The sequence below is a fragment of the Arthrobacter oryzae genome, from assembly GCF_030812315.1.
In the GTDB taxonomy this organism is placed as follows: Bacteria; Actinomycetota; Actinomycetes; order Actinomycetales; family Micrococcaceae; genus Arthrobacter; species Arthrobacter oryzae_B.
In genome coordinates this window covers 106,460-130,274 of the sequence record NZ_JAUSSM010000010.1, presented here as the reverse complement: position 1 = coordinate 130,274, position 23,815 = coordinate 106,460, and the positions used below count along the sequence as shown (strand labels likewise).

Sequence of the window (23,815 nt, the reverse complement as noted above, 5' to 3'; positions counted from 1 at the left end):
CTGAAGACAGTCACCTACACGAAAAGGAACCACCATGACTGCTCAGGAAGTTTGGTTCATCACCGGCGCCGCCCGCGGAATGGGCATCGACATCGCCCGTGCCGCCCTCAACGCCGGCCATGCTGTGGTCGGCACCGCCCGCGACGCAGGCCGCGTCACCGAGGCTCTCGGCGAGCACGAGAACCTGCTCGCCGTGTCCCTGGACATCACTGACGAAACCGCTGCCAGGACTGCCGTCGAAGCGGCCCTGGAACGCTTCGGCCGAATCGACAGGCTCGTCAACAACGCCGGGAACTTCTACGCCGGTTTCTTCGAAGTCATCAGCCCGGCCCAGTTCCGCCAGCAGATGCAAACAAACTTCTTCGGACCCGTGAACGTCACCCGGGCCGTACTGCCGGTCATGCGCGCCCAGCGCAGCGGCCACGTCATCACCTTCAGCTCCACAGCAGGGCTCACAGGCCAGGAATTCGTCGCCGCCTACTGCGCTTCAAAGTTCGCAACCGAGGGCTGGATGGAATCCCTCCGGTACGACCTGGAGCCTTACGGCATCAACACCACCATCGTGAACCCCGGTTTCTTCCGCACCGAACTGCTCGTCGAAGGTGCCTCGACAATGTGGCCCGAGCTTTCGTTTGATGACTACGACCAGCGCACCCAAGGCACCATCGAGGCCTGGAAGGGCATGAACGGCAAGCAAGGCGGCGACCCGGCCAAACTCGCCGCCGCCCTCATCACCATCACCGCCCAGGACCAGCCGCCGCTGCGCTTCCTCGCCGGGGCCGACGCCGTCCAAACTGCAGAGGACAAAGCACACCTGCTCCTCGAGCAGGCCAACGCTTACCGCGAACTGTCCTCATCCCTCGCCCACGACGACCAATAAGCGACGTCCGTTCCGGTGACAACTGCGCCCGCGCTGCAACAGGGTCACCGGAACGTCGCTTAGAACCGAAGGCCCACGCGCTGGACCCCACAACAGCTGACCCTGGCGCATGCTTCCAGGACCGAACTGGTCTGGCACCATGCCCGGGCGGCGAGGACAACTCGCGACCGAACACGCGCGCCTCCTCAGAGCAAACTTCCGTGTGAACCAGCTCCGGGCCCAATTGGCCTCCCAACGAAAAGGACATTTGCCATGACTTCCAGACTCACCGGAACCGTCGCGATCATTACCGGTGCCAGCAGCGGCATCGGCCACGCCACTGCCCTTGAGCTCTCCGGCCAGGGCGCTTCTGTCGCTCTTGTCGCCCGCCGCCAGGACCGCCTCGATAAGCTCGTCGCCGAGATAGAGAAAGCAGGCGGAACAGCGCTGGCCGTACCAGCCGACATCTCCGACCGCGCCCAGGCAGAAGCCGCCGTCACCAAAACCATCGAGGCATTCGGCCGGCTGGACATCCTGGTCAACAACGCCGGGCTGATGATCCTCGGGCCTTTCGCCGAAGCCGGCATCGATGACCTCGAACGAATGATCGCCATCAACCAGCAAGGGCTGCTCTATATAACGAAGGCGGCCCTGCCCTACCTGCAGAAAGCAGCCGGCGAGGACCCCCGCCAGGTGGCCGACATCGTCAACATCTCCTCCATCGCAGGGCGCACCGCCTACCCCATCATGGGCGTCTACAACATGACCAAATTCGGGGTCAACGGGTTCAGCGAAGCCCTCCGCCAGGAACTGGCCCAGTCCCACGTCCGCGTCGGTGTCCTCGAACCCGGCAAGGTCGCCACCGAGCTCGACTCCCACAACACCGACCAAGTACGCGCCGACATCGAGGCCAACTTCGGCGGATTCCAGGTCCTGGAGCCACAGGACATCGCCGACGGCGTCGCCTACATGGTCACCCGCCCCTGGCACACCGCCATCAGCGAGCTCTGGATCATGCCCACCGAACAAGGCTGAACCGAAACCACATCAACGCTCCGCCGAAAGGAAACATCAACAATGACAATCAATCGCCGTAGCCTACTGGGCGCAGGCCTTGGAATAGCCGCAGCATCCTTGCTGCCCCTTCCCGCCCACGCACAGACGGGCACAAGAAGTTCCGGAACGGGCACCCTGCCGTTGCGCACGGATCGCCGCATGCTCGGCTCACTGGAAGTCTCCGCCCTGGGAATGGGCTGCCAGAACTTCGCCGGAATGTATGGCCCACCGACGGACTTTGAGGAGGCAATCCGGATCATCCGTGCCGCCTATGACCGGGGCGTCACGTTCTTCGATGTCGCCGAAGTCTACGGGCCGTTCCTGGGCGAGGAAATCGTCGGCAAGGCCCTGAAACCGGTGCGCAATGAGGTAGTCATCGCCACCAAGTTCGGCTTCGACATCACGAAGAAGGGCGAAGTCCAGGGACTCAACAGCCGCCCGGAGAACATCAAGCGGGTCACCGAAGAACAGCTCCGCCGACTGAAAACCGACTACATCGATCTTCAGTACCAGCACCGGGTCGATCCCACGGTACCCATCGAAGACGTCGCCCGAGCGGTGCAGGATCTAATCCGCGAGGGCAAAATCCGCCACTTCGGCCTGTCCGCCGCGGGCGGCGCGACAATCCGCCGTGCCCATAAAGTACAGCCGGTCACCGCAGTGCAGAACGAATACTCCGTCTGGACACGCGACCCGGAACTCGAAGCTCTCCCGGCCTGCGAAGAACTGGGCATCGGTTTCGTACCCTGGAGCCCACTCGGGATGGGTTACCTGACCGGCACCGTCACCCCGATGATGGTCCATGGCACCGCAGACCTCAGGGCTGGCCTGCCCCGCTTCACCCCCGAGGCCCGCCGGGCAAACTGGCCCGTCGTCGAACTGCTGCAACAGGTCGGCGCCCGCCATCAAGCAGCTCCTGGCCAAATCGCGCTTGCCTGGCTGCTCGCCCGCAAGCCGTGGATCGTGCCCATCCCAGGGCCGACCACCCAGGACCACATGGAGCAGAACATGGACGCGCTTCAAGTCCAGCTGACCGCTGCCGACATCCAAGAAATTGAAAACAGTTTCGCTCAAATCCAAGTGCAGGGCGCGCGACTGAGCGAGCCAATGCTGGCAATCATCGACACCGGAGCAAAGCTGGGGACGAGCTCAATCGGCGGGCACGGCAACTCACCCCTGCCGTGACATCCGAGGGCGAGCCGTGAAAGCCCAAGGGTGATTGAAGCTTCAGTAGGGGCTGGGTAAAGCCCAAACTCTGAGCCAGTCCCCATTAGCCCTTATCGCGGTCTGGCTTCCAGATTGACGTTGGAGCTACCTGCAAGTCAGCGGGTAGCTCCAACTAATCCGGTTCAGACCCTCCCCAAGCTTGAACCCGTACAGCACTCTCGTAAGCCGGCGATGAAAGGGCGCGCTCTCCTCGATATTCTGGCCCGAGTGAAGGCTGATACCGGGAGTAATCGCCTGCCCGATTTCGCGACCTGTGAAGGTCCCCCCAACTGGAGCACTACGACCGTCTCACAACCCTTGGGATACGAGACGTCTCACTGGCTCGGTCCGGTAGTGTCCTGGTTTCTGTGAAATCTCGCGACGTCCTCCGCGTCCGGCGATTCCCATAACTATGTCTCGAAACCTTCTGCTTGAATCGACGTACTGATCATTAGTTATGAGACACATTGGAGGAAGGCTTGTCGAAGCTTATTGGCTATGCCCGGGTTTCGACGCGGCAGCAGTCCACGGACCGGCAGCGGGCGGATCTACTGGCCGCCTGCGTTCGACGCGATGACCTCAACGTTGACCAGGGTGTCCCGGAGCACGCGCGTCGCGAACCCAGTTCGATCGAGCACTCGATGCGCTCAGCGACAGTGGGTGACGGGGGCTTGCACGAACGTGTTGTGTGCCCTAAATCTGACGCCTCGTCCCAGAAAACACTCCCAGGTGCGCGCCGCGTGCTTGCTGTGGTGTTGTCGTAGTCCGCAATTTCGGCGCTCACGCGGCAAGGGATTCGGGTTGAGTCCTCGAGGAACGTCTAAGCTGCGATATTCAGGGGTCACCCCGCGAGCCTAGTGCCCGTTGGCAGAGACATGATACCTGCTGCAACATGCAGCATTCCGAAAAGTCAAGCTTTGTCAACACCAAAAAGAGAAAAAGGCATTGACCTGCGAAAACACTGTGCCCGAGGTGGGACTCGAACCGCATTCCCGGCCTTGGGAACACTGGGAAATCCCGCGCAAACGTGCGGAATGCGGCCCGATCCGACCGATGTACGGCCCAGTCCGACGGCAAAAGTGTGGACATTGTCCACACCCCAAATTCGCCCGTCCGAGCACTCCAAACGCCAGCCGCCCCCCGCTGAGGAACGCGGTTCTTCTGTGTGCCGGAACTCCGCGTGGGTAGGCCCGGCCCCTGGTTTGACTGACGCCTCCCGCTGCTCTTCAGCAGACAATCACATGACTAGGCAAGAACGGCTATGCGGGCATCCTGCTTCGCACCAGGACCGGTGTCGGCTGTAGCGGCGGGGCGCGGAATGCCGGTACGTGATCCCAGGATCACCAAGCACCTGCCGACAGGATTCCTATGGTTATCGCTTCACGAGGTGCGAGGCAATCATCGCTGCGCTGTCCTCCAACGAGATGTCGCCGGCGGCCACTCCCACGACGAGATCGAACGCCCCGTCGGTGCTGAAGTCATGCCTGCAGCCGTTGATCCAGAGCATCAACACCATCAGCGTCCATGCAGTCCGCTTGTTCCCGTCGATCAGCGGATGGAACCGCGCCACCGACTCCATCAGAGCCGCAGCCTTCGTAGCTAACTGCGGATAGGCTTCCACACCCATGACTGTCGTTGCCGGACGGGCCAAGGCCGAGGCCAGGAGGCCGATATCGCGAATATGGAACCCGTACCGGTCAACGACCTGCAACGCGTCTTCAATCTCAAGGTACGCGGTCACGCATCCTCAAGGCGCGTCAAAAGCTCAGCATCATGGCTCATCACGAAATCCAGACCCTCGCCGATCTCGCGACTTCGCCGGTGTCGCTGCAACACCAGCTCCGCGCCCTGGAGCAGCAACGCCGACTTCGAAGTGTGTTCCTCGGCCGCGAGCTGGTCCAAACGACGATCCAAATCCTCGGGGACACGCAAATTCATAGCCATGAAACACATGGTACCAAACCAGTACCAGGCATCCATACGGCCCGGCGGAGGAGCCAATGGGTTGCCCTGGTTGACGGAGAGGACGAAAGGTCCATTATCGGCGTTTCAAAATGGTCGGGGAGCGGCCTCAAAAGGGGCTGATCCATCGCCCCGTGGCGTTTCCTCCCCGATTCCATAAGTCAGGACCGTTCCGCCAGGACCGGTTCACGGCGGCGACGTCCAGGAACTCCTCGTATCCGGGCAATCCTCCGGAGTTTTCCAGCGGGCCCGCCTGGCGCCGTCAATCAACTGGGCGGCGGGCTGTCTCCGTCAGCGGGCCGGTTGGAAACCAGCTCCAGCCGGTGAAGTCAGCTGTCGTTGAAGTCGTATTCATAAAGCGCCTTGCCTATACCAAGCGTGAGCAGATGATCCAGTTCCCGGGCTTGTCCGCCGTTCTTCACTCCTGCCGGGAAATCCACTTGCACGACTTCCGGAAGTTCGCCGTCGACCGGCCTCAGGGGCGCGAAGGGATCCTCCAAGGCAAACCTGTGCAGGTGTATGTCCTCGCAGCCACAAACTACCTGCAGGACCTGCCGAAACTGATTCAAAGTCATGGTGTTTCGCACCTCGAGCCCGCGCCAAATTTCAGGGAAGGTGCCGCAGCCAATGCGCTAACGAATCAAGAAACCGATGCAGAGCCCGACCGCATCGGAGCACACATCGGGACCTGCAAGATTCGAGCAAAAGGAATCCTTGACAGACCCTTTGTGTAGCCCTATGTTTATTGCAACCGATCTCAGCAACCGATCTCACTGCTCTAGCGAATGCAACCGATCTCAAAGGAGAGACTCGATGATCAAGTCGCTCACTTCTGGACTTTCGGTAGCCCCGCGTTCAGCAGGCGTCGTTTTGAATACGGCATGCTCCCGCATTAGCAATCCAGTCCACAGGAGAAACTCATGATCAAAAAGCGATGGGGCCTGGCACTCGTCTCAGCCGTCGTAGCCAGCCTTGCCCTCAGTGGCTGCTCCCCCTCAACATCGGACCCCGAGGGGCCGGTGACGCTCAGTTATTGGGACTTCCTTGATCCCAGCCAGGACAATCCGCGATCAAAGGCGTTGAAGGAAAACATCGCCAACTTCGAGGCGGCAAACCCTGACATCAAGATCAACCTCTCGGTGGTTTCGCTGGGCGACATGTTGAATAGGCTGCCGCAGTCAGCAGCGGCCGGGCAGGCGCCGGATGTGTTTAAGATGTTCACCCCTCTCGTCCCCCAGATGGCCTCTGCCGGCGTTTACTCGCCGTTGCCTGATGCTGCGTCAGGGGTCACCGACTGGCTCCGTCCTACCGACACTTTTGCGGGTCCTGACGGCAAGCAGGTCGCGGTGCCCTATGAATACCGCACCTGTGCGCTGTACTACAACGAAAAAATTCTGTCTCAAATCGGTGCGACCGCTCCAACTACTTACGAGGAAGTCGTTGACGTTGCGCAGAAAGCTGCGGCAGCTGGATTCACCGGGTTCGGAACCGGGTTCTCGGACACTGACAACTCAGCCATCATCAGCACTTTCTTCAATTGCTTCATGTCGCAAGTTGATCAGGACATATGGACTGAGGACGGACAGGCGGATTTCGCCACCGAAAAGGCCGAGGAGTTTGGCAACTTCCTCGCCGAGCTCCGGGATGCGAAGGCACTGGGTAGCAATGTCGTTTCCGACACGTACGGCACCGTAGCGGACGGCATGGCCAGCGGCACTGTCGCAATGTCGGTCTTGGGCACCGAACGAATCGTCTCGTTCGCCTCGCAGAATCCGGACGTCAAGTGGACCTCCTTGCCAAAGGCATCTACTGGGGACACCACCGGCACCACCATTGGGTGGACTCTGGGAATAGGCTCAGGAAGCAAGAATACAGAGGCGGCCTGGAAGTTCATCGAGTACATGACCGGTCCCGAAGCCGGCGCGAAGATGGCCACCGGCGGTGAGGTGCCCACGCGTGCGGCCACGTATGAGCAGCCATTCTTCTCCACGCCCGAAGCGAAGACGGTGAACGACATCGCCGCCTACGTCAAGAGCAACAGCGAACCCCGCACATACGCCGATAACTGGACCTCGCTGGCCACCGGGCTCTCCCAGGCCGGGCAGCGACTAACCCTCAACAATCTGTCGGGCAGCGAATTTATCCGTTCCGCCCAGGATGCGGCCAACAAGAAATAGTCCCCAACGTCCGGGGGAGCCTGAACATCAGGTTCCCTTCGGAAGGGAGAGATAATGTCAACAAACAGTCGCACCCGCACTTCATCTCAGACGGCGACTCCGCCGACAGGAGTCCAGGCTTTCCGCCGGGCTCGTAAAGACCGCATGGTCTGGTTGTACGTCGTCCCCGTCACTGCCGTGTTTCTCTTTGTCTTCGTTGGACCGCTCATCTACACGGCCTGGACAGCGCTCCACGAGACTTCGTATTACCAGATTGGCAAATTTTCTGGTCTGAACTCTTTTGCGGAGCTGTTCGCGGACTCGGAGCTGCCCGCCCGCATCTGGACAACGCTTGTATTTTCGATCGGGGCGCTGGTCATCGCCTTGCCCGCGGGACTCTTGTCTGCGATTGTGCTGAACAACCTGCATCGGTTCAAGCGCTCCATCCGGAGCCTCTTTTTGTTGCCGTGGCTTTTGTCCCAGGCCACAGCAGGAACAATCTGGCTTTGGTTTCTCAACCCCAATTACGGGCCGGCCTCAGCTATCACCCAGGCCCTTGGGTTCGGGCCTACTGATGTCTTCTCGTCTCCAAACAGTGCGCTCGTTGCCGTGACTCTGATGACGGCGTGGTGGTCCTACCCGCAGGCCATGCTTCTCTTTCTCGGCGCCCTTCAGACCATTCCAGTGGAATTGTATGAAAGCCTCAAAGTGGACGGCGGTGGCATTCGGCACGCATTTCTCAATGTCACATTGCCTCACCTGCGCAACACGATCGTCTCCGTGGTGATCGTTCTACTCATGCTCTATGTACAGATGGTCACCATCATCCTGGTGACCACACGAGGCGGTCCCATCGGATCGACCGAGACGCTGTCAATGCGGGTATACAACCAGATGTTCGACAAGTTCGATCTTTCCGGGGCATCAGCGACGGCCATCCTCCTTTTTGCCGTAAACATTGTCCTCACCCTTGTCGCGATTCGCTTCCGACGGAAGGAAAGCCTGTGAGCACCACCACCTCGCGTCGCCAAGGCCGGCTCGGCTCAGTCCTTCGGGCGGTTCCGGCCTGGGCATACGTCATCCTCTCAGCCGCAGTCGTTCTACCGCCTGTCGCATGGATCTTCTCCACCTCGCTGAAAACCGCCTCGGATACCCTTGAGTTCCCGCCACGGTGGATCCCGGACCCGCTTTCATTCGAGGGCTATCTTGGCCTGCTGACCTCAACGAACAGCCGGTTCTTCATAAACTCCCTGATTTACGCTGTGGGCTCTATCGTCCTCGCGTTGTCGATTTCCATTCCTGCGGCATATGTTGCCACCAGGTACCGAAGCCGGCGCATGGAAACTCTGATGACAGGGATCCTGGTGCTTTCGATGGTTCCCGCGATCGTGGTCTTCATCGCCCTGTACTCCATGTTCGTCAGAACGGCCTTGATCAACACCTACCCGCTGCTGATTGTTGTCTACACGGCCATTATTTGTGGACAGACCATCCTGTTTCTGCGCAACTTCATCGAGAACATTCCTGTTGAGATTGAGGAAGCGGCCGCCATCGATGGCTGCTCGCGGGTGCAGATCCTGTGGCGCATCATTCTGCCGCTCATCCGCCCCGGTATCGCTGCTGTAGCAATTTTCATCTTCGTATTCGTTTGGAACGACTTCCTTGTAGGAACCGTACTGGCCACCACGGAAGATATGAAGACCGTCCAGAACGGCATCGTGCGTTATATAACCACTGGCTTCGGTAGCTTCTGGGGACTCTTCGCTGCATTCATCGTCGTTGCCTTCATCCCCGTTCTCTCAATCTTCCTGGCGTTCCAGCGCTGGTTTGTTGCCGGGATGACGTCCGGCGGTGTCAAGGGATAACCGAAGCAAGAGTTCTACCCCGAGCCCAACTAGAAAGCACGCCACATGACCGCTTCCAAGCGGTCATGTGGCGTGCCTGTTTAGACCAGCTCACCGCATCTGCAATCTCTAAACCCTGACAGGCCACTCAGCCCGCGTCACTTGTCATCTCTTCCGGACGCGGAAAGCTCAAGAGCGGTCGCCTGGCTGCCAGCCGGGTGGCTGAATTAGCTCCACACGGTTTCCGTCTGGATCGAGCAGGTAGATCAGCAGGCCTCCTGAAACCGGGCCCGACGTGGGTGCGACCGGTTCGGACAAAGCCCTGTAGCCGAGCGCTGTCATTCTGGCGTAAACCTTGCGCAGGTCAATATTGGTGAAGGCAAGATGTGCAGTCCCCGGCTGCGCCTCTGATGGATTTACGGCCGGTGGCGGATCCTCAACCTGGACCAGCTCCAGGTTGAAGGTCCCGTCACCCGTTGAGAGCATTAGGGCTTTAACCTTGACGTTGGGACGGCCGTAAAGTTCGCCGACGTAGGGGCCCGACGTCCACGCTTGTACGCGGGTAAGGCCAAGCCCTTCCACGTAGAACCGCGCGCTGCGCTCCATGTCCGTAACGTGCAGGGCAGTGTGATGATGTCGAATTGCAGTTTTCATTTCTCCCGCCTAAACATTCCCGAAGGCTTGAACTGGACCAAAAGAACGGACATAAGGTCTTCTCCTCGTAGTTTTGGACCTAACTCCGCCGGGGTTGCTCAGACACAGCCTTGAGGGGTCCGTACTGGTTTGTCTGGCATATGGGCATGCGTGGTCCCACTCTCCAAAAAGGTGTGGCACGGGGCCTCTACGATTGCGAGGCACGGCACAGGGGGTTCACGTTCCTATTCCCAGGTGTGCTCCGCCGGCCACATCCAGAGACACTCCGGTGATGTAGCGGTTGTCGGGATCTGTCAGGAAAAGGATGGCGCGGGCGACTTCGTCGGGTTCGGCAAACCGGCGCATCGGGAGTTGCGCTGCCCTCTTCGCGCGGTTGGCAACCGCATCCGGGCCTGAATCTTTGGCAAACTGTGCCCACATAGGTGTGTTCACTGGACCCGGGGCGATGGCATTGACGGAGATGCCTTGAGGTCCAAGCAATTCTGCGAATGACCACATGATGTGTAGGACTGCGAGTTTGCTCGCGTTGTAGGGCAGGTAGTTGAGGCGTGCTTCCTTGGCCGCAACGGAGGATAAGACCACGATTGAGCCGGCCGTGCCGGACCCGAGCATTGATTTTGCAGTCTCTCGTACCATCGAGAACGTTGCAGAGGCATTGATCCTCAGAATGGAATCGAATTCTTCTGTGGTTGTCTCCATGATGTCGGGGGTTGTACCGAGCACTCCTGCTGCATGGACGAGGACATCGATGCGGCCATACCGGGCCGCGATGTCCTGCACAGTCGTTGCGCACTGTTGTTCCGAGGTGATGTCCAGGGGGTAGAACGCGTCCAAGGTTTGGTCGGCTTTAGCGGAACGATCAGCGCCGATGACGGTGGCGCCGGCAGCTGTGAATGCGCTGACGGCAGCATCGCCTATTCCTCCGCTTGATCCGGTTACCAGAACCACCTGGTCTTTGAGGCTCATCGGTTCTCTCCGCTCTGGCCGCCGTGCGGTTCTCCTGCGGTCGAAACGTGGGTTGCGGGTTTCATGTTTAATTCCTTCGTTAAGGTTGTTCAATGGACGGTGGACTGTTGTTCAGGTTTTGGTGATGCTACGGGGCGACCGTGGTTTCAGCGCTGGATGTTGCCGCTGCCAGGACTGCATCGGCGATTTGCGTGGCGCGGAGTGCCTGGGCGAACGTGACTGGAGGGGTTTCACCGGCGCAGAACTTCAGCGCCGTGTCTGCTTGCCGCAGGAAGAGGTCGGAGGGCTCGAAGGTCTTTTCGTAATGGCCGCCGTGCCGCTCCCACACGTGAAGGGAGTCGTTGGTCCAGAGCATCCGGCCTTCACTGGCCAGGACATCGATGGTGAGGCTCCAGTCGCCCTGATTGAGACCTTGAGGTTCCGGCCAGGGAGACCAGTAGCTCTGCAAGGTGAATACGACGCCCTCAGGAAACTCGAGGGTGGACACGACGTGCTCCGGTACCGGCGACCCATACAGGCTGCTGCTGGCGCCGGTGGCAAGTACTTTCGGGTCGCCTTCAAACCATGATGAGACTAATTCGATGGCGTGAATGCCATTCACGACAGCGACGCCGCCCTCCTTGGGATCAGCGCGCCATGAATTGACGTTCTGTTTATGGGCGACCGAACGGACAGAAACGGCGATCACGTTCTTGTCCCTGATCCATTGAGTGACCTGTGCGGCGGCGGGATGCTGGTGGAGCGTATACCCGACCATGAGTCTCTCGTTCACCCCGGAAGCGGCAGCCAGGACGGCAGCACCTTCGGCATCTGCGGCCACCGGCTTTTCAGTCAGCAGCCGGAATCCCCGGTTCAGCAGATCTGCGCATATGACCGGTTGCACCGTGGTGGGTAATGCTACGACCACAAGGTCCAAATGTTCGGGGTGGAGTTCCGCCGTAGTGGGCATCAACTGTGCCCCGAGCTCCTGCGCGAGGGCGACCCCACGCCCGTCCTTCTCCACAAGGACGGTGACCTTGGCACCTGCCGCGGCAAATGCCCGTGCGTGCCTTGATCCGGCCCAGCCGCCCGCTCCTACGACAGCGACGCGAGCATGTCCCGCCGCGGTCATCATGTAGCGCCGCCAAAGGTCCGGCAAGGAAGGAACCAGCTGATCATCACATCTCTCCTTCGAGATCGGTTGCAATAAAGGTCGGTTGCAGGAAGGGTCTGTCAGGGGTCTATTCGGTTCGTGTATTCGGGGCCCGGCGTTCTCCGCTTTCGGCGAAAAATATTTCGGCCTTGTGATCTGCTGCAGTCGGGCTCTGCAGCAGTTTCTTCAGTGCCTGGCCGTACCACGTGGAAGGCATCCTCGAGAAAGCGTGGCTTGTTGACCATCATGGCTCCTGCCCACAGCACCAGGAGCCAGGCTCCGAGCATGCCGAACGAGGGCAGCCAGCCGTCCCCCGGATGATGCAACAGACCAAAAAGGAACGGGCCAACGCTTGCCAGGGCGTAGCCGACTCCTTGGGCGAACCCGGAGAGGATCCCTGAGCCGGATTGCGTTCGTGTTCGCTTATTGATCAACGTGAACGCGAAGGAGTACACGCCCTGGCCAAGTCCGGCAATGGCGACCCAAACCACTGCAGAGGCTGGTGGAGCAAAGATTATGCCCCCGTAGCCGATGGCGAAGGCGACGACAAAGACGATTGCGACGGGTAGCGGACGAGGCGTTCTGACCACTACCAGAGGCACAACCAAGGCGACTGGCAGGGCGAGGATTGAATAGAGCGCCAGCATGGATCCAGCGGTTTCCTGACTCATTCCTCTGTCGATAAGAACAGCGGGAAGCCAAGTGAGCGCAGCGAAAGTATTGCTTGAGCACCCTGCGAAGACCAGTGCTACACCCCAGCCAATCGATGATCTCCAGGGTTTGATCGCACTCGTAGGGGCAGACGGCCCATCGCTGGCTGGTGATGTCCTGGATCGAGTCACAGCCCGCTTGCCCGTGAGAACAATCAGCCACGGTATCGCAGCGACCGCGCTGAAGGCCGCCCAGATGCCGATGGAGAACCGCCAGCCATAGAGATGTGCCAGGGGTATGGCAGCTTGGGCGGCCACAGCCGTGCTGACGCCCAGGAGAGTTACGTGGAGCGCTGCGAGCATCCCGATTTTGTCGGGAAAGTACTTCACCAGCAACGGCGGAATCACGACATTGACCAGCCCGATCCCGAGCATGGCGACCCAGGTGAACACCAAAAACGCCGGGATGTTCCATCCCAGTGCGCGGCCGACCTGACCAAGTGTTGTCAGCAGGATCGAAACCAGTAGCAGGTGTTCCAGTCGGATTCGCCGGAGGAGCGGCAGAGCCAGAAAGCCCATCACTGCGAAGCCCGCGGTCGGAAGCATCCCAAGGATCCCTGTCGTCACCGCGTCGAGGGGAAGATCCCCGCTGATCGGACCAAGGAGTGGGGACACCGCCGAAACCGCTTCTCTGGCGCTGAACGCGACCAGCAGGATGCCGGCAAGCGCGGTGAGCCGGCCGCGTAATGGTTGTCTCCCCGCTCCCCCGGTTTGTGGTCTGCCCTGACGGAGGCGAAGTAGAGCTATGTCTGCACCTCCCTATTTTCAGCAGGTTTGTTCGTGCCACGGTTCCACAGTGCTCAAGGGCTGCGAGTGCCGTGGAGAAGGGCGGGCCCGGGGTGGTTGTTAGCTTCCGTTTACTGCGTGGCTGGCCCATTCCCGGCCGGCTTGCTCTTCTGTGGGCAAACCGGAGGCAGCGAGAATCCGGTCGAGCAAGCGTTGGGTGTGGACAGCTTCCCGGCCTGAAGTCAGTGGCTGCGCCCTGTCGGCAACCCGGTCCAGGAAATGATGAACGGCGGCCGCAAAGCCCAGAGTTTCTGTCGCAGTAGCCCAGCCATAGGCCTCGGCGCTAAGTTCCCGCGATGTGGTGACACCCTTGACCGTGGTCGAAACTGTCTCCGGTGCCCTGACTTCGACGGTCTTGCCGTCGCCATAGGCGTCCAGTTTTTCGTTCCATGCACCTGCCGTGCGGGCTGCCATGAGCACGCCCGTGTTCCCGGTACTAAAGCGGATGGTTGCTGCAACACCGTCTTCTTCCCAAGGGTCGTCACCGGCGGCGTGGGCGGCGACGTCCACCGGTTCGCCACCGCAGTACCAGCGGAGGAGATCGACCATGTGAATGGCGTTCTCGAATGTCGCACGGTATTCCGATCCAGGGCGGTTTTTCTGGGCGACGCAGAAAGTGGCGCCTTTGTCGCCAAAGACTTCCCGGCCGGCCGTATAGACGGGTGCATAGCGGCGGTTGAAGTCCACCATCAGGATCCGGCCCCGCTCGTCGGCGAGATCTGCCAGACGTTCTGCTTCATCACTTGCCGGAGCCAACGGCTTCTCACAGAACACGTCAACATCACGGCTCAAGCACAGTTGAACGGCGTGGGCGTGCTCCGATCGTGGCGTGAGCACGAAGACTGCATCCAGTTCCTGCGAATCCAGCATGTCCTCCACCGTTTTGTAGGCGGCGTTGAACCCCCAGCGCCGGACCAGGCTGCTTGGATCCTCACGCCGGGACACCAAGGCTGCCAGCTCAACGTCATCGCGTTGGACGAGGGTGGGCAATTGGGCGATGGTGGCGATGTTGCCTGCGCCGACAACTCCGACGCGGAGACGGGTGGTGTTCATTAGGCGTTCCTCACTTCAGCCAGGTCAGAGAGCATTGAGCGCAGGACGGCGGCGGATTCCCGGAATCCGTCCTCGGGCGCAGGCAGGTCTTGCGGGTGCCAACGGTACTCAAGCTCGATGCTGAGCACATCGTCGTAGCCGTGCTTCAGCAACCCGGCGAGGATTTGAGGCCATGGAACGACGCCGCCTCCGACGACGCGGGACCGGACCGCCCGCTCGGAAGCATTGACCCGGGCCGTTTCCGTGGCGCGGAAGGCCGCGTTGGGATCCGTGAAGACGAGGTCCTTCACGTGGACGTGACCGATCAGGTCACCTTGAACAGCAAGGGCCTGTTCGTACTTTTCATCGTGTGTGAATGTCAGGTTCGCCTGGTCGTAAAGAACGCGGACGGCCGGATGGGCAATTTCCCGGACCAGGGCAGCGGTGTCCGCCGCGGTCTGGGTCATCGTGCCGAAGTGGTTTTCCACGCAAAGGCGAACCCCGGCCTGGTCTGCTTCGGGCGCGAGGGCCTCCAATGCTTCACGCAGTTTTGCCCAATGCGCCGCATGGTCCTCATCGCCGGGGTGCCACGAACCAGCATAGACACGGACCCGATCAGCGCCCAGCAGGTGTGCGGTTTCTATGGCGCCGCGGAATTCATCGACTGCTGTGCGCCATTCCGCGTCGTCCAGTGAGTTGATGGCGGTCGTGTAAGGCGTCAGACCTACGATGGGAATCCCTGCGGTTTCGGCCGCTCTCATTGCCTCCATCGCGGCACGCCGGTCACCTAATGGCAATCCTGATTTGTAGTCATTCTGGTAGATGACTTCGGCGGCATCGAGCCCTGCGGCTCGGAATAGATCAAGTGCTTGGGGAACCGTGTGGTCCGGGGTGCCTAGTGTGTGACCGGCTAGCCGCATTGTTTATGTCCTTTCTGAAGTGTTTGGAGGTGCTGCCCAGTCCGTGGGACCGACCAGCCGGGGCGGGGCTGCGACGCGGGATCGATCCACGATTTCCATCAGCAATCCCCAAGGGGTGACGAAGTATGTCCAGCGATTGCCGGCTACTCGGGGGCTGTCGCCAGCGACTTCTTTGCGCTCACCAAGCACGCTTACTCCAGGTGTTGCCTGCAGTACTACGATCGCTTCGTCGACGTCGTCCACGACGAAGCACAGGTGGTGGCCGCCGGCGTCGCAGTGCCGCGGCGGGGTATCACGCCGCTCAGCGCTGCTCCATTCGAAAAGCTCGATGTTGAGGTTTGGTGGCAGGCGCAACATTGCGAGCGTGAGCTTGGCATCTGCCGGGACTTCGAAGTTTGTGGGCATGAATTCTTCGTCGGGCCCGCGTTCTGAGCGGTACAGCTCCTCAGCTCCGAGGACTTCAACGAAGAAGCGGATGCCTTCCTCAAGGTTTGGCACTGTCAGGCCGACGTGGTCTGTGTGCTGGAGCCCTGGCAGACGCCGGAGCGTTGACTCCTGTCCCCTGGTCATTTGCGTGGTCCAGAGGTGGAGCCGCGGACCAGAAGCTGAGGTTCGAGGACAATGTGGTCCACGGAGCCGTCAATGTTCTGCTTCTCAGCCAGTTCGATGGCGATGTGTCCCATGTCGGCGATCGGCTGGCGAACCGTGGTCAGAGGAGGGTTAAACCGGGCGCCGAGAGCGAGACCATCGAAGCCGATGACCGACACGTCCTCCGGTACCCGTACGCCACGTTGGCCGAGTGCCGAGATGACCGCAAAGGCCACCATGTCATTGGCCGCGATGATTGCCGTTGGAGGATTGTCCATCTCGAGGTAATGTTCTGCCCCGCGCGTGCCCGCATCCAGATCCGACCCGCTGTCCAGCACGACAGGTGCACTGCCGCTCTCGGCGGACAGCTCCAAATACGCGTCCATCCGGTCCTGGGCGGTGTGCGTTCCGGCGATGCCGGATACGTAGCCGATCGAGGTGTGCCCCAGAGAGTGCAGGTGCTCCAGGGCGATCATGATTCCGCGGCGGCTGTCGACGGTGACCGTTGGGACGGCATCGTCCCCTTCAACCCGGTCGATCACCACGACCTTGTGGCCGAAGTCGAAGCGTTTCATGGCCTCGGTATCGACCTTTGTAGACGGCGCGACGATGCCGAAGGGGGCATACATGGCCTGCATTGCGGTGAAGTATCCGTCGGTTTTGGCCGGGTCCCCGTTGGTGACGCAGAGCAGTAGCTGGTATCCGCGCTCATCCGCCGCCTGCGTCATCGTCTTGGCAAGTTCTGCAAAGAACGGGTTCGTGATGTCAGGCACGATCAACGGGATGAACGTGCTGGTCTTTGTCCGAAGAGCCTGGGCGAGTGGACTCATCGTGTAGCCGAGCCCCTCGGCCACCCTGAGGATGTGTTCGCGTGTTTCCCTTTTCACCGCTTCCGGCCGGGAGAATGCCCGGGAGACGGTGGACCGGTGGACGCCGGCAGCTTTCGCGACGACGTCGATACTCAGATCAGGCATGTTCTCTTCCTCCGTGCTGGTCGTCATAGGCCCGCCAAATCGGGCGCATGACATTTTCGAGCTGGGCCAGCGTCGGCAGGCCACGGAATCCATCATCCAGCGTCCGGGCGACGCTCCGCACGAACGGATCGTAAAGAGGGTCGCTATCCACATTGATCTTGTCGACCTCCGTGGTGCCATCCAATGCCGTGAACGTAGCTGTACCGTCCGAATCAACGGAGGCGAATCCTGCCTCACCGACCGAGGTGAAGCTGCAGTAGCGCTTGAGCGGCGAGCCAGGGAATGCGTAGCCAACTTCCACGATGGCTTCGCGGCCGTCCGGTGTCGTGATGATGAGGCTGGCATGATCCTCAACAGCCTGGCTGTGAAGAACCGATGAGAGCCGGGAGCCCACATGTGCTGCAGTCTCGCCACTGCCCCTGAGGAACAGATCGACAAAATGCGGACCCAGATTGGCCAGGCAACCCCCGCCTGCCTTGAGCGGGTCGAGCATCCAGGGATTGGCATTGTCGAGATACCGGGATGGTGGACCAGCAATAAATGAGGTTCGCTGGTAAGCGGGCCGTCCTGCCTTGGCAAGCCATTGATCTGTTGGTCCGCCGCGCTGGACCAGGGGGACAGTGGCAGGCACGCCAGCTGCCTCGGCGGCCTGACGCACGGCAGAAAGCTCGTCAAGGGAAGTGCCCAACGGCTTTTCCACGACGAACGGAATGCCGCGCGCGATCAGGGCGAGACACTTTTCAGCCATCCCCTCATGGGGGCCGAAGACATATGCGAGTCCGACGTCGGGGAGATCAACCAGCTTCTGCCAGTCGGCTTCAACCGGCGACCGCCAGCCTTTGGCCAGTTCCTGCACCTGCACGCGAGATACATCGTCGTCACTGACTCCGATGACCTCGTGCTCTTCGGCAATGGCCTGCGCACAGAGCGGAACATGCCAATGGGAAGCGCCCAGAATGATTGTGCGTACGTGCGTCAACCGCAATACCCCCTTGGATGAGATCGGTTGCTGAGATCGGTTGCAATAACACTATGGATGGTGGGAGAGTTTGTCAACGGAACCAAACACGAACAAGGGTCGGGCCACTCAGAAAGATAGAGATACCCGCCCAGAGAAAGGCCAGCATGTATAAGAAACTTCGCACCCTGCAAACCATCGACGAGTCCGGGGCCGTCCTCATCGTGCGACTGGAGAACGCGGAGCTTGCCGAGCGCGTCGCGGAAGCTGCCATCGAAGGAGGGTTCCGGGCGCTCGAGATCACTCTTTCAATTCCTGGCGCCGTAGACGTCATCCGTCGGCTCGCCGCCAAGCATGGGTCCGCCGGCGTAGCGGTCGGTGCCGGAACAGTACTCGACGAGCATTCAGCGTACGAATGCATCCGCGCCGGGGCTCAGTTCCTGGTCAGTCCGCAGCTGAACCCCGCGATGATCCGCACGGCGAACCGCTACCAGATACCAACCATCAGCGGGGCCTACACACCGACCGAGCTGGTTGAATCCGCCGAGGCAGGCGCCGACATCCTCAAGCTCTTCCCCACCGAAGCCGGCGGCGTCGCCTACGCCAAATCCGTGCTGGCTCCGCTGGCGCATCTGCCGATCATGCCCGCCGGCGGCGTAACCCTGGACAACGTAGGCGAGTGGTTCGCGGCGGGCGTGGCAGGCGTCGGCGTGGGCAGCTACGTGACGAAAGCATGGCAACCCGATGGCGACTTCTCCCGCGTCACCGAGGCCGCCAAGGAGTTCCTGTCAGCTGTAGCAGAGGCCCGCCAATGAACGCCCCCAAAGTCTTCATTGTTATCGGTCCTGCCGGCTCAGGGAAAACAACGATTGCCCAGCAAACAGCACAAGAGCACGGGGCTGCGTACCTGGATAAGGACCGGGTCAGTGGCCGCTTCGTCGAATTCGCACTAACCGCCACCGGCCATGATCCCACCGACCGCGAGTCCAACGACTACTATCGCCGCAATTTGCTGCCCCTCGAGTACGAGACTCTCATGGATGTGGCCGGGATAAACCTGCGTCTCGGCCGATCAGTGGTCCTTGATGCTCCCTTTGGAGCCTATTTCGGGGAACCAGACTATCTGAGTCGTGTGGCAGAAGAATTCCAATGGCCGTCACCCGCGATCACCGTGATACGGGTCAGGGTGCCCCAAGACGTTCTACGTACGCGGCTCACCCTGCGCGGACTGGAACGAGACCAGTGGAAACTTGCCCACTGGGATGAATACTGGTCGGCGTACGGCAGCTTGGAGTGCGCTTGGGCCGGAGTGCATTTCCAGGACTTCAACAATCAGGCGCCCCTTCCGGTCGATTGACGTGAACCGCGTCGGGCGAATAGGCACTGGGTCGGAGGCCTATCTTCGAAATCTGCGCCGCGAGCACACGAGACGTTGACAAGGATCACATCTCATCCGTATCGTTGCTCGCAACCGATCTCAGCAACCGATCTCATTTATGAAATATGGGGAGCTTGGATCAGCTTCTGTCCCGCTACAAGCTGCTCTGGCTGTTGGTCTTGGCGGTCGATTGTCCGTCGAGCCGAGTTACAGCCGGGCGAGACCCGCACACCCCTTTCAGGTGTCCGGGAAATCGTCCAATATCCCTCCGCAACAAACGTGAAAATATGGAGAGTTCAATGAAGACCTCGCAAGACGCCCTCCGCAGCCCGGACCCTTCCGATCAGCTCAAGGCGCCCGGCCGCAGCCGCCACAACATCGTTGCAGGCACGATCGGCCACTTCGTGGAGTGGTACGACTGGTACATCTACGGGCTCCTGGCAGCGGTGTTCTCATCACAGATATTTCCAAGCGATTCCCCGTTCGCCTCCTTGATCGCGGCACTGCTCGCCTACGCAGTCGGGTTTGTTGTACGCCCGCTCAGCGGCATCATCATCTCTCCACTGGCCGACCGTTTCGGCCGAAGGCTCATCCTGACACTGTCCGTCTCCGGGATGGCGCTAGGATCGCTCATCATCGGCCTCACGCCGTCGTTTGCGACCATCGGCTACGCTGCGCCCGTTCTCTTTCTGGTTGCACGCATCATCCAGGGCATCTCGGCCGGTAGCGAGGGACAGAGCGCCATCGCGTTCATGGTTGAGCACGCTCCAGCGAACCGGAGGGGCCTGTTCGGTTCCTTCACCAACATGGCGAGCGGCCTTGCGACCCTCGTAGCGACCGGGGCCGCGGCACTGGTGACCTCATCCTTTTCACCCGCCGACCTCGCCGCCTGGGGCTGGCGCATCCCATTCGTTGTGGGAGGCATCCTCGGCATCGTCGGCCTTATCTTGAGGGCCCGGGCAGAGGAGACCCCTGAGTTTGAGGCAGAGTCCCTCGTCGATCACAAGTCCGCCGCGGCCCGCCTGATGGAACTCCTTCGCGAACACCCGAAGGCGCTGCTGCAGGCAGCAGCGCTCTCTGCCCCGGCCGTGGCCTACTACACCTGGGCCACCTTCCTTCCCACCTACGCCAAGCTGACCACCGGCCGGGACCTGTCCTCCACCCTGGCCGGGAGCGTTATCGGACTGGCCTTGCTCGTGATCATCGTGCCGGTCTGCGGCGCGCTTTCTGATCGACTCGGCCGACGCAAAATCTTCCCCATCATCGGCGCCATCGGCATGATCGTTCTCTTCTACCCCATGCTCCTGCTGCTGAACCAGCCGGGCTTCGGTGTTTACGTTCTGGTATCGGCGTCCGGGTGGGTGGTTCTCGGTGTCTGGCAGTCGGTATATCCGACCATCCAGGCCGAGCTGTTCCCAGCTTCGGTACGGGTATCGGGCATCGGCTTCGCACACCAAATCGTGATTGCAGTCTTCGGTGGCACCGCGCCGCTGATCGCCGCTGCTTTCGTCGGCGCCGGACAGCCAATGCTCGTCGCGGTCTACATGATCGCCATTGTCGCCCTCAGCCTCATCGTCTACTTCACCCTCCCGGAGACCGGCAGCCGCGCCGCCCGAGCCACCGTAGCTCCCGCCGACCCCGAGGTACTCGAAGGCGAACGCCTGCTCCTGAGCACTCCGCAGGCCGCAGACGAAGTGACGCGTTCCCGGTAGGCCCACTTGTCCACAGGAAGCGGTGGCGGCTCGACCGGGCAAGACGGGGGTGCCTCAGCCCCGGGTCCCGTTGAGCCGCCGAGCCCTCCAGCGCAATTCCCTCCGCTGGATCGAAATTCACAATTTTCTCCGTAGACGCAGAACCGCGAGGATGTTCTAAATGAACCAAATGATTATTAACACCTTTTCCTATCTATGGTCATCTACTGCTATTGATGCGATAGCGGAACTGGTCGAGAATGGCTATCAGACCTTCGAAGTTCCGGTCAGCTCTCCGCATTGTTGGCCGGATGAAATATCCAACTCGGAGCGTTCAGCAAGCTATGCGAGGCTCGATGAATACGGCGCAAAAATCAGGTCGCTGAACGCGGGCGGCTATGACATCAACCTGGCCAGCCCCGGCGCCAACATGCGCCGCAAAAGTACCGAGCACATCAAGTCGGTAATCGACCTGGCCGAAGCCTGGGGCGTCCCCGAAGTTGTGATATCCCCCGGCACAAGGCGCCCAATGATCTCACCTTCACTCGAGAAGACCTACGGGTGGATGTACGAGAGTCTGGAGAATCTCATTCCGCTGGCCAAGCAGGCCGGCACACGACTACTTTTCGAAAACACTCCCTATTGCTTCACCCCCACCATTGAGGACCTGGCAGGCGTCGTAAGCACGGTCAACGACGACTCAGTCAAGATCGTATACGACGTCGCCAATGCTGCTTACATTGGAGAGGATCCCGTCGACAGCTTGCTCTCCTATCACGAATCAATTGGACTAGTGCATATTTCCGATACGGGCACGGAAACCTGGGGGCATGACCCGATCGGCACTGGAGTGATCGACTGGAATGGATTAGGCAATGCCGTCAAAGCAACCTGTGGAGTCAATAACGTTGTTCTTGAGATCATTCGCGAAGAGAACCCGGTGCAAGAGTTCAAGAAGGCGATGCAGGATCTCAAAAATCGAGGCTGGGAACTAGGAAATTAACTCCAGTATTGGAGACTGCAACGCGTCAAGCGGTTGCTCTTAAAATATAATCAAACCGGAATAGATTTGCGAATTGAACTGCACATCGACCTGCGTTTTGCAGCCTATGATTTCCATCGTCTTTCGGTATTCAAATGATTCCCATGTGAATTTCTTTTAAAAGGAGAGTGTGCGATGAGAGCGTTGGTAAGTGGCGGAAGTAGCGGCATAGGCGCGGCTACATGCCTCAGAATCGCAGAGGCCGCTCTGGCTCGGGGCGTTCAGCCGATGATTGCGGTGTGTGGACACGAAACGAACAGTAGCCAAGAGCAAGTTGTTCGTTCCATCCAGTCCATGGGAGGTACCGCCATCGCATTGGCAGGCGACCTCGCCGATCCCGAGGTGCCAAGCAAACTGGTAGAAGCTGCGATAGCTGAATTCGGTGGCCTGGACGCGTTGGTGGCGAATGCCGGAGTCGCCAGCCCCGCTGCCATCTGTGACCTATCTGTTGAGGACTGGGACAGCATGTTCTCCGTTAACCTCCGCGGCCCGTGGCTTCTTGCCAAAGCAAGCTACCCGCATTTGAGGCAGAGCCGCGGTTCCGCTTGTTTTACCTCGTCAATGTCTGGCCAGCTCCCACATGCCGGATCTGGTGCTTACAGCCCCAGCAAGGCTGCGTTGACGATGCTGGCCCAGACACTCGCATTGGAATGGGCACCTGAAGGAATTCGTGTAAATGTGGTATCCCCGGGTATGACTCATACACGGATGACTGAAAAAATGTATGAAGATCCCCAAATCAAGAAGGCAAGGGAAGATATTATCCCGTTGGCACGGATCGGAGAACCCACGGACATTGCGAACGTTATCGAGTTTCTTGTAAGCCCTCTGGCGGGCTATGTCACCGGGCAAGACATCTGTGTTGATGGTGGATTCTCTAAGTCTATTCTTAGCCATATTCCTGGTCGACCTAGCTCTAAATCTTGAGGCTCGAACCGTACCGTTACCGCGGAAATTGACGTAGCCGTCGCCCGGTAGAGCACCGCCACCGCAAAGCTCACCACCGGCGACGCCAGACCCCGGCAATTGCCTTCGCCTGCCGTGGCGGGCAGAGGACCCTTGCGTTGGGGTGGCGGTCCCACCCGGCCGTCCCTTCGTCGCGCCGGCTCGACGGCGCCGATACCGTTCGGAGTTGTCGAACCATCGACGAAACTCTAAAAGCGCATCGATTGCGGTCACCGAGTGGTGGTAAGGCATTGTCCCCAGAAGCCGGAGGCCGGCCAATGGTGTTGGACAGCGGATCTGATCTCGAGGCCGGCGAACGGGCTGCAAAGCACCGCCTCGAACTTAAAGTGCCGCCCCCGGGCAATTATCGCGGAGCAAGATCGTGTGCCACGACCCCGGCAACGCGACAGACAGAGTTCGCGGCCAAGACACCGACGGCAGATGGGCCAGGGCACCGTCTTTGAGGTCGGCATTGATCTGTTCGATGATGGCGTACTGGCTGTGGGTCTACTCGCCGCTGCGGTGTCCAGGACCTCGGCCGGCACGGTAATGAAGAACACGTGGTGCCGGCGGGCGTCGAACAGAGTCTCCAGGGGGCATGACCTTTGTCGGCCAGCACTGGCACAGGTGGATTTGTGGGGAAACCTAGAGTCAGAGGCTTCGCGGGAAGCGGCAGGCTGCCAAGGACGCATCGACGGTCACCCTGATCCTCATTCCCAGACATCTACACGAGGAGGCACCTTGTACATGGCAAAAAGCGTTCTGGATGGCACGGAATGAACCGCCACAGAATTCGCGGGACTCCTACCAGAAAAGCGGAAAGTAGCCCGGCAGGAATTGACATGCCTGTCCTGTGACGGCCCCGCGGTATTTCGAGCAGGACAAAAGCGTCGGCCGTCATTCGCTGCCCGTCACCGACACGACTGCCAGCTGGTTTCGCCAACATGGAGCGCTTT

The 23,815-nt window shown here is 60.2% G+C and carries 23 protein-coding genes and 1 pseudogene; 12 read left to right on the top strand and 12 right to left on the bottom strand.

Going from position 1 to position 23,815, the window contains the following annotated elements:
• The first annotated feature begins 34 nt into the window (after positions 1-34).
• From J2S97_RS18865 to J2S97_RS18850, 4 genes and pseudogenes are all read left to right on the top strand, one after another.
• Positions 35-880 (top strand): SDR family oxidoreductase, encoded by an 846-nt coding sequence (locus J2S97_RS18865; RefSeq protein ID WP_307051475.1) that lies wholly within the window; start codon positions 35-37, stop codon positions 878-880.
• A gap of 252 nt (positions 881-1,132) precedes the next feature.
• Positions 1,133-1,894, top strand: coding sequence for an SDR family NAD(P)-dependent oxidoreductase (locus tag J2S97_RS18860; RefSeq protein ID WP_307051474.1), 762 nt, complete (start codon positions 1,133-1,135; stop codon positions 1,892-1,894).
• Between the two features lie 180 nt (positions 1,895-2,074).
• Complete coding sequence (locus J2S97_RS18855; RefSeq protein ID WP_307051473.1) at positions 2,075-3,100, top strand: aldo/keto reductase; 1,026 nt, start codon at positions 2,075-2,077, stop codon at positions 3,098-3,100.
• A 500-nt stretch (positions 3,101-3,600) separates the two neighbouring features.
• Positions 3,601-3,776 (top strand): annotated as a pseudogene (locus J2S97_RS18850) (recombinase family protein); the annotation flags it as partial.
• Between the two features lie 717 nt (positions 3,777-4,493).
• Here the strand turns inward: J2S97_RS18850 and J2S97_RS18845 are convergent.
• The 3 genes from J2S97_RS18845 to J2S97_RS18835 all read right to left on the bottom strand — a co-directional run bounded on the left by J2S97_RS18845 (position 4,494) and on the right by J2S97_RS18835 (position 5,658).
• A complete protein-coding gene (locus J2S97_RS18845; RefSeq protein ID WP_307051472.1) occupies positions 4,494-4,862 on the bottom strand; it encodes a type II toxin-antitoxin system death-on-curing family toxin in 369 nt (122 codons plus the stop codon).
• On the bottom strand, positions 4,859-5,065 hold the full coding sequence (locus J2S97_RS18840; RefSeq protein WP_307051471.1) for a ribbon-helix-helix protein, CopG family: 207 nt from the start codon (positions 5,063-5,065) through the stop codon (positions 4,859-4,861). The genes J2S97_RS18845 and J2S97_RS18840 overlap by 4 nt, the downstream gene beginning before the upstream one ends.
• A 347-nt stretch (positions 5,066-5,412) precedes the next feature.
• Positions 5,413-5,658: an IS1096 element passenger TnpR family protein gene (locus J2S97_RS18835; RefSeq protein ID WP_307051470.1), complete on the bottom strand. Its 246-nt coding sequence runs from the start codon at positions 5,656-5,658 to the stop codon at positions 5,413-5,415.
• A 444-nt stretch (positions 5,659-6,102) separates the two neighbouring features.
• Here J2S97_RS18835 and J2S97_RS18830 point away from each other — a divergent pair, with 444 nt between their 5' ends.
• From J2S97_RS18830 to J2S97_RS18820, 3 genes are read left to right on the top strand one after another with little or no spacing between them, the layout of a single operon-like run.
• A complete protein-coding gene (locus J2S97_RS18830; protein WP_307051469.1) occupies positions 6,103-7,260 on the top strand; it encodes an ABC transporter substrate-binding protein in 1,158 nt (385 codons plus the stop codon).
• A gap of 54 nt (positions 7,261-7,314) precedes the next feature.
• Positions 7,315-8,247: a carbohydrate ABC transporter permease gene (locus tag J2S97_RS18825; protein ID WP_307051468.1), complete on the top strand. Its 933-nt coding sequence runs from the start codon at positions 7,315-7,317 to the stop codon at positions 8,245-8,247.
• A complete protein-coding gene (locus J2S97_RS18820) occupies positions 8,244-9,104 on the top strand; it encodes a carbohydrate ABC transporter permease (protein ID WP_307051467.1) in 861 nt (286 codons plus the stop codon). The genes J2S97_RS18825 and J2S97_RS18820 overlap by 4 nt, the downstream gene beginning before the upstream one ends.
• A gap of 168 nt (positions 9,105-9,272) precedes the next feature.
• Here J2S97_RS18820 and J2S97_RS18815 read toward each other — a convergent pair whose 3' ends face one another.
• The 9 genes from J2S97_RS18815 to J2S97_RS18775 form a co-directional block, all read right to left on the bottom strand.
• Entirely contained in the window at positions 9,273-9,737 is a 465-nt protein-coding gene (locus J2S97_RS18815; protein WP_307051466.1) for a VOC family protein, read from the bottom strand.
• Positions 9,738-9,953: 216 nt separating this feature from the next.
• Positions 9,954-10,796 carry an SDR family NAD(P)-dependent oxidoreductase gene (locus J2S97_RS18810; RefSeq protein WP_307051465.1) on the bottom strand — a complete coding sequence of 281 codons (843 nt, stop codon included), beginning with the start codon at positions 10,794-10,796 and terminating at the stop codon, positions 9,954-9,956.
• 34 nt (positions 10,797-10,830) lie between these two features.
• Positions 10,831-11,817 carry a Gfo/Idh/MocA family protein gene (locus J2S97_RS18805; RefSeq protein ID WP_307051464.1) on the bottom strand — a complete coding sequence of 329 codons (987 nt, stop codon included), beginning with the start codon at positions 11,815-11,817 and terminating at the stop codon, positions 10,831-10,833.
• Positions 11,818-11,915: 98 nt separating this feature from the next.
• The gene (locus J2S97_RS18800; RefSeq protein ID WP_307051463.1) at positions 11,916-13,160 is read right to left on the bottom strand and encodes an MFS transporter; all 1,245 of its coding nucleotides are present in this window, start codon (positions 13,158-13,160) and stop codon (positions 11,916-11,918) included.
• A 231-nt stretch (positions 13,161-13,391) separates the two neighbouring features.
• Positions 13,392-14,384 carry a Gfo/Idh/MocA family protein gene (locus J2S97_RS18795; protein ID WP_307051462.1) on the bottom strand — a complete coding sequence of 331 codons (993 nt, stop codon included), beginning with the start codon at positions 14,382-14,384 and terminating at the stop codon, positions 13,392-13,394.
• Positions 14,384-15,283 carry a sugar phosphate isomerase/epimerase family protein gene (locus J2S97_RS18790; protein ID WP_307051461.1) on the bottom strand — a complete coding sequence of 300 codons (900 nt, stop codon included), beginning with the start codon at positions 15,281-15,283 and terminating at the stop codon, positions 14,384-14,386. The genes J2S97_RS18795 and J2S97_RS18790 overlap by 1 nt, the downstream gene beginning before the upstream one ends.
• 3 nt (positions 15,284-15,286) lie before the next feature.
• Complete coding sequence (locus J2S97_RS18785; protein ID WP_307051460.1) at positions 15,287-15,853, bottom strand: VOC family protein; 567 nt, start codon at positions 15,851-15,853, stop codon at positions 15,287-15,289.
• A complete protein-coding gene (locus tag J2S97_RS18780) occupies positions 15,850-16,845 on the bottom strand; it encodes a LacI family DNA-binding transcriptional regulator (RefSeq protein WP_307051459.1) in 996 nt (331 codons plus the stop codon). The genes J2S97_RS18785 and J2S97_RS18780 overlap by 4 nt, the downstream gene beginning before the upstream one ends.
• Positions 16,838-17,824 carry a Gfo/Idh/MocA family protein gene (locus J2S97_RS18775; protein WP_307051458.1) on the bottom strand — a complete coding sequence of 329 codons (987 nt, stop codon included), beginning with the start codon at positions 17,822-17,824 and terminating at the stop codon, positions 16,838-16,840. Before J2S97_RS18775 ends, J2S97_RS18780 begins: the two co-directional genes overlap by 8 nt.
• Before the next feature lie 146 nt (positions 17,825-17,970).
• On the opposite strand from J2S97_RS18775, the gene J2S97_RS18770 reads away from it, so the two are divergent.
• The 5 genes from J2S97_RS18770 (at position 17,971) to J2S97_RS18750 (ending at position 22,841) form a co-directional block, all read left to right on the top strand.
• Positions 17,971-18,618, top strand: coding sequence for a bifunctional 4-hydroxy-2-oxoglutarate aldolase/2-dehydro-3-deoxy-phosphogluconate aldolase (locus tag J2S97_RS18770; RefSeq protein WP_307051457.1), 648 nt, complete (start codon positions 17,971-17,973; stop codon positions 18,616-18,618).
• Positions 18,615-19,160, top strand: a complete 546-nt coding sequence (locus J2S97_RS18765; protein WP_307051456.1) for an AAA family ATPase — start codon at positions 18,615-18,617, stop codon at positions 19,158-19,160. The genes J2S97_RS18770 and J2S97_RS18765 overlap by 4 nt, the downstream gene beginning before the upstream one ends.
• A 320-nt stretch (positions 19,161-19,480) precedes the next feature.
• Positions 19,481-20,893, top strand: coding sequence for an MFS transporter (locus tag J2S97_RS18760; RefSeq protein WP_307051455.1), 1,413 nt, complete (start codon positions 19,481-19,483; stop codon positions 20,891-20,893).
• A gap of 160 nt (positions 20,894-21,053) precedes the next feature.
• Entirely contained in the window at positions 21,054-21,875 is an 822-nt protein-coding gene (locus tag J2S97_RS18755) for a sugar phosphate isomerase/epimerase family protein (RefSeq protein ID WP_307051454.1), read from the top strand.
• A 174-nt stretch (positions 21,876-22,049) separates the two neighbouring features.
• Positions 22,050-22,841, top strand: a complete 792-nt coding sequence (locus J2S97_RS18750) for an SDR family NAD(P)-dependent oxidoreductase (protein ID WP_307051453.1) — start codon at positions 22,050-22,052, stop codon at positions 22,839-22,841.
• Positions 22,842-23,815 lie beyond the last annotated feature (974 nt).